This is a genomic window from Shewanella phaeophyticola (assembly GCF_025398315.1).
GTDB lineage: Bacteria > Pseudomonadota > Gammaproteobacteria > Enterobacterales > Shewanellaceae > Shewanella > Shewanella phaeophyticola.
Map to the genome: position 1 here is coordinate 815696 of NZ_JAODOQ010000001.1, position 12086 is coordinate 827781.

The window sequence follows — 12086 nt, forward strand, 5'->3', positions numbered from 1 at the left end:
GGCTGAGGGTCTTTGTTTACTGTTTGCTTAGATTGAGCAGTGTCATCATTGACAGTGGTATTTACCTGGGTAGCATTGTGTTGCGTTGTTTGGGGGGCTGAGCTGCTGATGTTGCTTGAGTGTTCTGAGTCGTTTGTGTTACCTGAGTTGCTGATGTTGCTTGAGTGTTCTGAGTCGTTTGTGTTACCTGAGTTGCTGATGTTGCTTGAGTGTTCTGAGTCGTTTGTGTTACCTGAGCTGCTGATGTTGCTTGAATATTCTGCGTCGCAGGCGTACTTGATGATGGTATGGAAGCACTTGTAAGATTTGCTGTTAACTGTTGCCCTGGTACTTTTTGAGTATGATTAGCGACATCAAGAGGTGCTTGATGTTGAACACCTTGTTGCACATTGCCATTATTCGTTTTTATGCCGCTTGATGGTGTGGTAACGGCCGTCGATAAATTCATCGGTATGTCTTTTGTTGTGTTCCCCTCCAGACTAGTAACCCCAATGCCCAGCCCTGTGTTAGGGCGACTACTCAATGTATTTGTCATCATACTTGCGCTGTTACGACTGCCTTGTTGAGCTGAATTAACCACATCGCTTGTACCCGAACTGCCTGTAGCAGGCTTACTTTGATTAACAGTCGTTTTTGGGGTACTAGTGCTTGGTAACGGGGTCGCTTCAAGTTTTTTTATAAATTGACTAAGAATTTGTGCCGGCTCATTTTTAGTTAAAACAACATTGTTTGCTTGTAAATTGGGCATGACCGCTGCTTGTTTGACTAAGTCTACGTTAACTTTTGCTACAACGGGGGTCAGTGCGAGCTGTAACTGTTGCTGATTAACAACCACTTTAGCAAGGTATTGGCCTTCACTAAGGACAACAGTTTGGGGCAGCTTAATGCTTGGACCATCGGTAAAGGTTAATAGTCCTTGAGAAACTTGCGCTGTCGGTAGTGTGTAGCCTTGTGGCCGAGAGGCTAATGATGTGAGCTGTTGAGTTGACACCCCATTTTGTTGGGCAAGTTCCGTTAACGATGTCGGTAACGTTAAGTTAATACTCTGCGCCAATAACACCAGTTGCGTTGAAATAACACTAACAGTTGGCTGGTTTGTTGTCACTGCGGGGGCAAACTGTTGTGAGGAGTTAGTGGGTTGAGTCGTATTCGACTCTTGAGTAAAGGCAAGGTTAGCTGCTTTTGTCACTGCTTTTACTTGCTCACTGGTCATTACTACTTGAGCGGTTTGTTGTAATAATTTTTGTAATTCAGCGGTCTTTGTCAGTTGATACTGTTGATTTTGAATGGTGATATCAAGATCAGTCGACACCGTAGTTTTTGGTTGTTGTAGCTTTACGGGTAATAATACAGCGTCAAGGTCTGACGTTGCTTTTGGGGTTGTGGTGCTTGCCGTGACTGTTTGCTTTTGTTGAATATCAGGTGACACTTGTTGACTCGCATTCGCCGCTTTTTGCGTTGCAGAGTTGGGTGTGGTTGTTGCTGTGTTTGTCGGTGGCACCGCCATATAAATCCTATTAAGCGAACATTTGGCACAATAATCAAATTAGCACTGAATTTATTTTCATTTACAAATTTTTGATTGATATTGTCAACAGTCTAAGTATCCTTAGCGCTCTTGTTGCCTTTTATTGGGGTAATTGAATTCATGTCGTATGAATCATTGCTGGTAATAAGACAAAGCTAACCCGCTATTGAGATAACAAACTATAAGGCTGCGCCTTGCTCTAGCTGGTTAAATTATATCGACTTGAACAGAAATTGCTTTAATAAAAAGACAAAATTAGCAGTTTATTGAGCAGGCTCTTTTGTCATTTTTAAGAGAGTGTTATGAAGTATAAATGGATATTACTTCAGGCGTTTGTTGTGTTAGGTATGCCTGCGTATGCCCAAGATGATGCGCCTCAAGTTACCCAAGAATCATCGCCCGCAATTGAAATCACTTATAACGATCCTCGAGATCCGTTTGAGGGATTTAACCGCACTATGTGGGATTTCAACTATTTGTATGTTGATCAATATATTTTAAGACCCGTTGCTCACGGCTATAAAGATTATGTGCCACACCCCATTAAAACGGGCATTAATAATTTTGTATATAACCTAGAAGAACCTAGCGCACTGATTAACAATACCTTGCAAGGTAAGTGGATGTGGGCTGCCAATGCGGGAGGGCGTTTTACGGTTAACACCACGATTGGTTTGCTCGGTGTTATTGATGTAGCCGATATGATGGGAATGCACCGTAAACAAGACGCCTTTAATGAAGTGTTAGGGTATTACGGCGTTCCGAATGGATCCGTATTTTATGGCACCGTTTTATAGCTTTTTGTGACAAGAGAAATCGCATCAGACTGGGTGGATAGTCTATACTTTCCTTTATCCGAGTTAACTTTTTGGCAATCAGTATTGAAATGGGCCTTAAAGGCTTGCACTCTCGTGCTGAAGCAATTGACCAAGAAAGGTTATTAGACAATGCTCTCGATCCATACGCATTTGTAAAAGACGCATATTTACAGCATATGGATTACAAAGTGTATGATGGCGACATGCCTGTTAATCAAGAAAACGATGAGTTACTTGACGAATACCTTGATGAGCTAGATTAGCAGGGGCTATATAACCCCTCAGACACTTCTGCGGGGTTGTAGTATGGCGTTAACTGATGTCGAAATCCTTTTTGTTGAAGATGATCCTATATTTCGTCATGTCGTTGCAGATTTTTTGCAAGGGCAGGGAGCTAAAGTCCACCTCGCTCATGACGGTAGAGAGGGTATCGCACTTTTTTCTCAAACAACGTTTGATATTGTTATTGCTGACTTAGGTTTACCTGAGCTCGGTGGTTTGCCTATGCTGAGGCAAATGCAAGATATCAATCCCGCCGTGCCCTCTATTGTGATTTCTGCTAATGATGTTATGGCTGATGTTGTCGAAGCATTACGTATTGGTGCTAGCGATTATTTAACCAAACCTGTTGCCGATTTGTTCATTATTGAGCAAGCCATCATTCAAGCGATGTTAACCGCAGCGACACCAATGAATGCCAGTAGCCAAAATCATTTGCATGAAATGAATGAACTGTCTTACCTGGAGTTAACCGATAACCTACATCTACTTGAACAAAATGCTCAAGCCGCTAAGAGTGTACAGCAACAGCTTTTTCCAGCGTCTCACATCCTTTATCCTAGGGCTGTTATTGATTACAGCTTATTTAAAAATAATGATGTAAGTGCCTATTTTATTGATTCAACTATGGTTGGCGACAGTCATTTAGTCATGTACATGGCGCATTTTCACCCTGAAGATAACAGCGCAGCTTTTGGCTGTGTATTACTTAAAAGTTTCATCAATCAAAAGCTTAAGCTGTTTCGTAACGGCTTGAGTACCACGCTAATTGAACCTGATAATATGCTGAGCTATTTAAATAAGCGTATGGTCAGGTCAGGTTTACATATTCTCACAGATATCATCTATGTTTGTGTCGACCTGCAACAGTACACTGTGTCTGTGGGTCAGGCAGGCAATGGCTTACGTTGTTACTTACGACATGACAATCATTTAATGCCGTTAGTGTTACCCAGCACATTGCAATTGGGCGATGTGAATTGGCATCAAGCTGGCGTGCAAAGACGAACTTTGTTGATGGATGAAAAGCTGTGCATTGGTACCTATCATCAACAGCATAAGCAACAGTTACTGGAAAACCGTTTTACAGGGTTGGTTTATCAAACCGATATTAATGCGGGTGGGTTTATGCAGCTATCTTGTCATTGATTGGGGATATTTCTTAACATGATAAAAAAATCCCCTCCAAGTTAACTTGGAGGGGATTTTTATTGTGATGATATGTTGCTAAGGCATCACTTTTTTGTCGATTTTATTAACGCTTAATCGCTTCATGTTCAGCGGTAACTGCAATTTCTTCTTCTAATGCTTGTTCTTCAGTGTCAAGTTTGCTTTCTGCGCCGTGCATCCAGTCAACCAATTTATCTGACATTAAGTACAAGATAATTGCAGATATAGTCGCGGTTATCGCGATACCCGCAAAGATAGCCATTGCGTTTGCTAATTGCTCTTCAACTGCGCCGCCATGACCAATTAATGAACCGACTAAACCACCAATTTTGTTTGCAGCGGCAATGAATAGGAACCAAGCTCCCATCATTAATGAAGCAATACGCAGTGGAGCAAGCTTAGTCACCATTGATAAACCAATGGGTGATAAACACAGCTCACCCATTGTATGGAAGAAGTAAGCTCCCACTAACCACCACATGCTTGATTTAACAGAAGCGTCGCCGCCCATTTCTATTACAGCGCCCATCATGAATAAGAAGCCAACAGCTAATAGGAATAAACCTAAAGCAAACTTAATTGGCGAGTTAGGTTCATTTTTACCTAGTTTAATCCAAATAGAGGCGATCACTGGGGCGAATACAACAATGAAAATAGCATTCAGTGATTGGAAGTAAGTTGTTGGGACTTCCCATGAGCCAATCATACGATCTGTGAAGTTGTTGGTGAACAAGTTCATTAAACCACCGGCTTGTTCAAAACCAGCCCAGAAGATAATGGTGAACAGGCCCATAACCATAATCACTTTAATACGGTCACGTTCAACTTTGGTTAATGGTTCTTTACGCACTTCGCCTTTAGCTTCGTTCTTGCTTTGCTCAAGTTTAGCCGCCGGAACAGTACCGATATCGCCAAGCAGTTTTTGTGCGAAGATAAATTGAATGATTAACGAGAGAATCATACCAACACCAGCACAGAAGAAACCTGCTTGCCAGTTGTTGATAAATACGCTTTGTCCATCGATCACAACTTCATGGCCGAATGATGTGTATGCCCAGGCAACAATAAAGCCTGAAAGAGCTGCACCTACGTTAATACCCATGTAGAAAATAGTAAAGGCACCGTCACGACGATGATCACCAGCGGGATATAAATCACCAACCATAGTTGAGATATTTGGTTTAAATAGGCCGTTACCTAAAATTAAGGTACCTAAACCAATATAAAATATGGTGGTTTCTAAACCAGGCATCCAGCTATGTGGAGCGGCTAAGGTAAATTGACCAGCGGCCATTAAGAAGCCACCGATATAAATCGCTTTACGTTGACCTAAAACGTTATCAGCTAACCATCCACCAATGAGTGGGGTTAAATATACAAGACCCGTAAATGTACCATATAAAGATAATGCATCAGCTTCAGTCCAGCCTAAGCCGCCTCCAGCTTGGTCACTTTGTACTTTATCGACTAAATAAAGTACCAAGATTGCACGCATAGCGTAGTAACTAAAACGTTCCCATAATTCCGTTGTAAACAGTAAGAACAGCCCTTTAGGGTGTCCAAACATCGTTCCTTGTGGTTTTGCTTCACTCATTAAGTCTTCCACCTTAAGCTTGTGATTGCCTGTGCGAAAATGTCGACACAGAAATAGTTTGTTTGCATTAATCGTCTAGCAGTCCCCTTAAAATTGCCTCTCGATAAAAGAGAATAATTAAAGAAACACACCGTTTAGCGACTTTATTGGTTAATTTTTATAAGAAATAATGTCATTTTGATGCTAAAAGCTGACCAAACACCAAAAAGCTAACCTTATATACCCTTTTAGGGGCGTTAAAGTCAATGTTAATGGGGGGAACAGAGAGATTGAGCGTGTTATAAATTGTTTCAGAGTAAAAAATAAAAACACTTGCTTGTTAATGACTTGTACGAAATTAAAACAATTAAGTTACGTGTGTAAGTGCGGTTTTTACGTTTATGGTCGATAATCTTATGATGTTTTATGGCTTTGGCATTACACTTACTTTGCAAGGTATTGATTATTAAGTATTGTCTTTTAATTCCAGCGAGAAACCGTTAATATACGCCTTATTAACATATCTCGATGCTATGTCGAAGGGGGCTTTAATGATTATTGTTCGAACTTTGACATTGATCTTGTTTGGCTGTTTTATTTCCAGCGTATTGGCTTGGGTTGATAGCGACTTTGATGGTGTGCCTGATAAAAAGGATGCCTGCAAAGATACGCCTGCCAATACCGTGGTTATGGCTAACGGCTGTATTGATACTGACATTATCATCGTTGATGAAGATGCCGAAGACGACGATGAGTTTGACGAAGCAGAAGTCGGCGCCACCATTACCAATAATGCTGCGTTAATTGCCGAGCAGTGTCGTCAACAACCCGATGTGAGTGTCGCGGTAGATTGTTTCGGTTCAATTCTTCAACCTGTCTACTTTGATTTTGATAAATCCAATGTATTACTGACTCAGCGACCTACTTTAGTTAGGGTGCAGCAATATATCGAACTGCATCCTCAGGTGAGTGTTCGGTTAGAAGGGCATACGGATAACATTGGTAGTGATACAGTTAACATGGCGTTGTCGCTAAAAAGAGCGGAAACAATTAAACAATTATTGATTAATGATTATCAGTTTCTTCCAACATCCATTGAGGTTGTTGGTATGAGTAACAAAAAACCGGCAGCGGATAACGCCACAGTAGAAGGGCGTCAGCGCAATCGGAGAGTTGAGTTTATCATTTCGGCAGAATAATTCTGCTTATTTAAGGGAGAGAAAAATGGAACACCTAGAAGGTTTAGACGGACTAATAGAGAAAGCACCAGAGTTCTTTATGACATATGGTCTAAAAGCGTTAGCTGCAATTGTTATCTTTATTATTGGTAAATATCTTGCAGGCGTTGCAAAACGTTTAACCATTAAAGTGTTAAATAACCGTAAGGTTGATGCAACGGTAGTGTCTTTTGTTGCTAACTTAGCTTGGGCATTAGTATTTATATTTACCATTATTGCCACGCTGGGTCAGGTTGGTGTACAAACCGCATCACTTGTTGCCGTTATCGGTGCTGCAGGTTTAGCTGTTGGTTTAGCATTACAAGGTTCTTTATCGAACTTTGCATCAGGCGTGTTGATGGTGTTATTCCGTCCATGTCGTGTTGGCGATTTTATTGAAGCTGCAGGTACTGCAGGTGTCGTTGATGAAATTACTATTTTCTCAACACGCTTACGTACAGGCGACAACAAAATCATTATCGCGCCAAACTCTGCCATCATGAACGGTACCATCACTAACTATTCTGCATTAGAAAAGCGTCGTATCGATTTAACTATTGGTGTGTCTTACACAGCTGATATTGCGACAACCAAGAAAGTTATCGCTGATGTGTTAGATAACAACCAATCAGTATTAAAAGATCCAGGTTACACAATTGGCTTAGCTGAACTTGCTGATTCATCAATTAATTTTGTGGTTCGTCCTTGGGTTAGCACGGGTGACTACTGGCCAACACGTTTTGAATTACTTGAGCAAATCAAAAATGCACTCGATGCAGCTGAAATCGAAATCCCATTTCCACAAATGGATTTACATGTAAAAGAAGTTCCAGCAAAATAATTTGCGGGCGCGATGTTTACTAACAAAAAAACCAGCATTTGCTGGTTTTTTTATCAGGAGTTTTTATGAAACTAATTTCTCGTTTAACTATAACGACAGTATTATCTGCTTTTGTGATGGGCTCGTTGGCCTTTGCCGGCGATAAAACCATGATTACAATGGGCGGAACTCCCGTTGCCCTTGAAGGGAACATACCGAGTATAAATAGCCCTGCGCCATTGTTTAAAGTGGTCGATGAAAAATTTAACCCAGTGAGTTTAAGTGACTTTAAAGGCAAGACAGTGCTGATTAGTGCCGTTCCGAGTTTAGATACTGGTGTGTGTGCATTACAAACCAAACGTTTTAATAAAGAGTTTACTCACTTTGGCGCTGATGTCGTGATGTTAACCGTAAGTGAAGACTTACCTTTTGCTCAAAAACGTTTTTGCCAAACTGAAAATGTAGACAAAATTAAAGTCTTGTCTGACTCTGTTTGGCGTGACTTTGGTGAAAAATACGGTTTGTTAATTAAAGATCGTGGTTTATTAGCGCGATCGATTTTTATTATTGATGCCCAGGGGATTTTAAAATATCACGAACTGGTTGCTGAAGTGAGTGAACACCCTAATTATGACGCAGCATTAACCGCACTTGCAGACATTGCCGCTGGTCAATAATGTTTTCGTCGGCTACCAATACTAGCCTTTAATAGAATAGAGTAATCCATGATTGATTTTCGAAGTGATACCGTCACTAAACCGACTCAAGCGATGCGCGCAGCAATGGCACAAGCTGAAGTGGGTGATGATGTATACGGTGATGACCCTACCGTTAACAGCTTGCAAGAGATGGCCGCAGACATGTTTGGCTTTGATTGTGCATTATTTGTCAGCTCTGGTACTCAAGCTAATTTGCTCGCCCTAATGGCTCACTGTGAACGAGGTGACGAGTATCTGTGTGGTCAGCAAGCCCATAATTATAAATTTGAAGGGGGTGGAGCAGCCGTTTTAGGCAGTATTCAGCCCCAACCACTGAATAACCAAACTGATGGCAGCATTTTACTCAGTGACATAGAAGCCGCGATTAAACCTGATGATGTGCATTTTGCTCGTACTCGGTTATTGAGCTTAGAGAACACCATCGGCGGTAAAGTGCTGCCCCAGGACTATTTGGCAGCGGCACAGAGCTTGGCTTTTAATCGAGGCCTGAAAATACACCTCGATGGTGCACGAGTCGCTAACGCTGCAGTTGCTCAAGGCATTAATATGAGTGACATTACCCAGTACTTTGACTCGGTATCTATTTGTTTGTCAAAAGGGTTATGTGCGCCGATAGGCTCGATTTTACTGGGTGATGAGCGATTGATTGCTAAGGCGACTCGTTGGCGTAAAATGCTAGGAGGAGGGATGCGTCAAGCCGGCATTATCGCAGCGGCGGCAAAATTAGCCCTGACAGATCAAGTGGAACGTTTAGCCGAAGATCACTATAACGCTAAGCTTTTAGCGCAAATGTTAGTTGAAATACCAGAACTTGCAGTAGATGAAAGTTTAGTGCAAACCAACATGGTGTTTGCCACTTTGTCTGAACATATTAACCCCAAATTGTTGGCGCGAACGCTTGCTAATAAAGGCATATTGCTGAGCCCGAGCCATCAATTACGCTTAGTGACTCACAATGACATTAGCACGCCAGACATTAGTACTTTTGTTACTGCATTGAAGCAAGCTATTCGTTAGCTAAGTTAAGTGAATAGCGTTTAAGTAATACACAGTCGGTAACCCGGTCTGTGTATTTTTTTGGTGCGAAGTTGCATTTAATTTGAGCAATATAAATGCATCATTCATATCTGTATTTTTATTTTATTGATTTTAAACAATAAAAATATTTGGCCTGATCGTTGCTACTCATTATGAGGTATATGCCTAGAGGGCATTAATTAATGGATTAACACGCGAGGTCCTTATGAAATATTTTACACGTCATATCGTTATGCCTATTCATCTTAATAGTAGTCAAACTCTATGTTGCGGTCAGCTATTAAGCTGGGTAAATGAAGAAGCGACTATTTTTGCTAGTTGCCAAATGCGCAGTCAGTTTCATATTGCTAAAGTGATTTCAGAAATTAACTTCATGGCGCCAGCCCATGTTGGCGATATTGTTGAATTTGGTTTTGAATTAGTCAGCTTAGGGCAGAGTTCGGTGACGGTGCGTTGTAAAATCCGCAATAAAGTGAATCACGCGCCAATTGCTTTTATTGATAAAATGGTGTTTGTGAATATCAATGAAAATGGTTTACCTATTCCACATGGTATGCGAGCGAATGCTGCTTAAGTGGAAAAAAAGGAGCAAATAAACGGAATTATTTGCTCCTTAAGAAATGTCCTAGTGATACAACAATATAACTAGGTTAAAAAATGGGTTTATTCAACTTTAGCGATACGGTGTTGGTAGTCTTCAATTAAATGATTCATGATTTCATTGGGTGATGCATCTTGACAACATTGGTCAAGCAGGATTTTAAACGTGACTAAAGCGTGGCCATCATTTTTTAAGCGGCTGCTTTGCATTGCAAAATAAGCTTCTTCATTGTCAGCTTTTCTGACCACAAATTGATCGAGTTCAAACGATTTTGTGCCAGAAATATTATGCCATTTGGTGATACGATCTAACGCGATTTCACATGATTGATTCACTTCGATATGGTTGAGCCATGTTGCGGGTTGTTCATTTTCTTTATAGTGCGGGCATCGAACGGTGTAATTATATACATGAGTGATTGCTGTCATTATTTACCTACCTATTCGCTATCTAAGTGATTTCATCATAGTCTTTATTTTTTGTTTTGGTCAATGCTTATTTCGAGAACTTAGATCTATGCATCACTTTTTGCTGAATTATAAATAAGCTATTGTCATCATTAGATATTTGCTTTAAAAGTCGACAATTCATAATGGATAAAAATAACGCTCGCAGCATGCTGCGAGCGTTAAAAAGTAAAGCTAAATTTAACCTTTATAATGCGTTAGTAAAAATTTGACTAATTTCGTCATGGGTTGCTTGTTTAGGATTGGTAAAACCACAAGCATCTTTTAATGCATTATCTGCAAGCGTTGGAATATCTTCCGCTTTTACGCCGAGTTCGGTTAAGTTAGCCGGAATATTTACTGCCACCGATAAGGCTTTTATTGCCTCGATAGCCGCTTGTGCGCCTTGTTCTGCAGTCATTGAGCTCACATCAACGCCCATAGCTTTAGCGACATCACTTAAACGCTCTGGTACCACTTGTGCATTGTAAGTTTGTACATGAGGTAACAATAATGCGTTACAGACGCCATGCGGTAAATCATAAAAGCCACCCAATTGATGTGCCATAGCATGCACATAACCGAGGCTGGCATTGTTAAAGGCCATACCCGCTAAAAACTGAGCGTAAGCCATGTTTTCTCTAGCGTTAATGTCATCACCCCTAGTAACCGCATTTACGAGGTTGGCTTTTATTAACTCAATGGCTTTGACGGCGCAAGCATCGGTAATCGGGTTTGCTGCAATAGACACATAAGCTTCAATTGCATGAGTTAGTGCGTCCATTCCGGTCGCGGCGGTAAGTGCTGCTGGCTTTTCTAGCATTAACTCTGGATCGTTCACTGATAAAATAGGTGTGGTGTTTTTGTCAACAATCGCCATTTTGATGTGTCTGGTTTCGTCGGTAATAATACAAAAGCGCGTCATTTCGCTGGCTGTGCCTGCGGTAGTATTAATGGCCACTAATGGCATCTGTGGTTTGGTTGATACATCGACACCTTCGTAGTCTTTAATTTGACCGCCATTGGTTGCCACTAACGCTATCCCTTTAGCGCAATCGTGCGGCGAGCCGCCACCTAATGAAATAATAAAATCACATTGGTTATTGGTGAGTAATTCTAGTCCCGTGGTGACATTGCCAATTGTTGGGTTAGGTTGAACACCATCAAAAATAACGACCTCAATACCTTGGGTATTCAGTTTGTCTTGTACTCTTGCCACTAGGCCAATACTGACTAATGGTTTGTCGGTCACGATTAATGCTTTAGTAAATCCAAGTGCTTTAATGTCGTTTATTGCTTCATCGACACTGCCTTGACCAAGAATATTGACACTTGGAATAAAGAATTTAGTCGCCATAAGTTGTACCCCTTTATATTAATTTTAAATCTTATTTGTAGTAAAAATACCAACATGGTCCGATGTGTTTTGTGATTTGACGCTAAATATTGATTGGTGGCGCATTAAATATGTGTTCTTTTACTACATTGATCATGATTTTAGTCGAACTGTGATCTTGTGATATATGCGCTTGCGTATAAAATTAACGCTTAAGTGTTATATTGTTACTAACATGGTGTTCTTGCTAAAATTGATGGGGTAAATTTGTGGCTTAATCGCTTTTTTGATGGCGATGTATTTTTCATATTTCTGATGCTGTTTGAGTGCACATACACACATAAGACGAAAGGCATTAAATATCGATATTTAAGCCGCCCGTAGGCGCTATACCAAATAATAAAGATGTTAGCATTGAATCGTGAGAGGTTTTGTCGTTAACCCATTGGTAAATATTCATTATTTTTAATTTATTTATCTGGCATCATGCGGTATAACTAACGCTAGAATTATGGCTATGATTTGATTCTGCTACACTAAA

General features: G+C 40.6%; 10 protein-coding genes and 1 pseudogene. 7 read left to right on the top strand and 4 right to left on the bottom strand.

What is annotated here, in order from left to right:
• Positions 1 to 61 precede the first annotated feature (61 nt).
• Entirely contained in the window at positions 62 to 1507 is a 1446-nt protein-coding gene (locus N4T56_RS03880; protein WP_261732298.1) for a hypothetical protein, read from the bottom strand.
• A gap of 368 nt (positions 1508 to 1875) precedes the next feature.
• Here N4T56_RS03880 and N4T56_RS03885 point away from each other — a divergent pair.
• Together N4T56_RS03885 and N4T56_RS03890 are read left to right on the top strand one after the other, a co-directional pair.
• A pseudogene (locus N4T56_RS03885) lies at positions 1876 to 2609 on the top strand (MlaA family lipoprotein).
• A 43-nt stretch (positions 2610 to 2652) separates the two neighbouring features.
• On the top strand, positions 2653 to 3774 hold the full coding sequence (locus N4T56_RS03890) for a response regulator (protein WP_261732299.1): 1122 nt from the start codon (positions 2653 to 2655) through the stop codon (positions 3772 to 3774).
• Between the two features lie 106 nt (positions 3775 to 3880).
• Here N4T56_RS03890 and N4T56_RS03895 read toward each other — a convergent pair whose 3' ends face one another.
• Positions 3881 to 5389: a peptide MFS transporter gene (locus tag N4T56_RS03895; RefSeq protein ID WP_261732300.1), complete on the bottom strand. Its 1509-nt coding sequence runs from the start codon at positions 5387 to 5389 to the stop codon at positions 3881 to 3883.
• Positions 5390 to 5919: 530 nt separating this feature from the next.
• Between N4T56_RS03895 and N4T56_RS03900 the strand changes: the two genes are divergently transcribed.
• The 5 genes from N4T56_RS03900 (at position 5920) to N4T56_RS03920 (ending at position 9736) form a co-directional block, all read left to right on the top strand.
• Entirely contained in the window at positions 5920 to 6567 is a 648-nt protein-coding gene (locus N4T56_RS03900; RefSeq protein WP_261732301.1) for an OmpA family protein, read from the top strand.
• Positions 6568 to 6592: 25 nt separating this feature from the next.
• The gene (locus N4T56_RS03905; RefSeq protein ID WP_261732302.1) at positions 6593 to 7426 is read left to right on the top strand and encodes a mechanosensitive ion channel family protein; all 834 of its coding nucleotides are present in this window, start codon (positions 6593 to 6595) and stop codon (positions 7424 to 7426) included.
• Positions 7427 to 7491: 65 nt separating this feature from the next.
• Entirely contained in the window at positions 7492 to 8082 is a 591-nt protein-coding gene (gene tpx, locus N4T56_RS03910) for a thiol peroxidase (protein ID WP_390904003.1), read from the top strand.
• 48 nt (positions 8083 to 8130) lie between these two features.
• The gene (gene ltaE / locus N4T56_RS03915) at positions 8131 to 9141 is read left to right on the top strand and encodes a low-specificity L-threonine aldolase (protein WP_261732303.1); all 1011 of its coding nucleotides are present in this window, start codon (positions 8131 to 8133) and stop codon (positions 9139 to 9141) included.
• A gap of 226 nt (positions 9142 to 9367) precedes the next feature.
• On the top strand, positions 9368 to 9736 hold the full coding sequence (locus N4T56_RS03920; protein WP_188918998.1) for an acyl-CoA thioesterase: 369 nt from the start codon (positions 9368 to 9370) through the stop codon (positions 9734 to 9736).
• Between the two features lie 89 nt (positions 9737 to 9825).
• Here N4T56_RS03920 and N4T56_RS03925 read toward each other — a convergent pair whose 3' ends face one another.
• Together N4T56_RS03925 and yiaY are read right to left on the bottom strand one after the other, a co-directional pair.
• Positions 9826 to 10191 carry a cytoplasmic protein gene (locus N4T56_RS03925; RefSeq protein ID WP_188918996.1) on the bottom strand — a complete coding sequence of 122 codons (366 nt, stop codon included), beginning with the start codon at positions 10189 to 10191 and terminating at the stop codon, positions 9826 to 9828.
• Positions 10192 to 10417: 226 nt separating this feature from the next.
• On the bottom strand, positions 10418 to 11566 hold the full coding sequence (yiaY, locus tag N4T56_RS03930) for an L-threonine dehydrogenase (RefSeq protein ID WP_261732304.1): 1149 nt from the start codon (positions 11564 to 11566) through the stop codon (positions 10418 to 10420).
• Positions 11567 to 12086 lie beyond the last annotated feature (520 nt).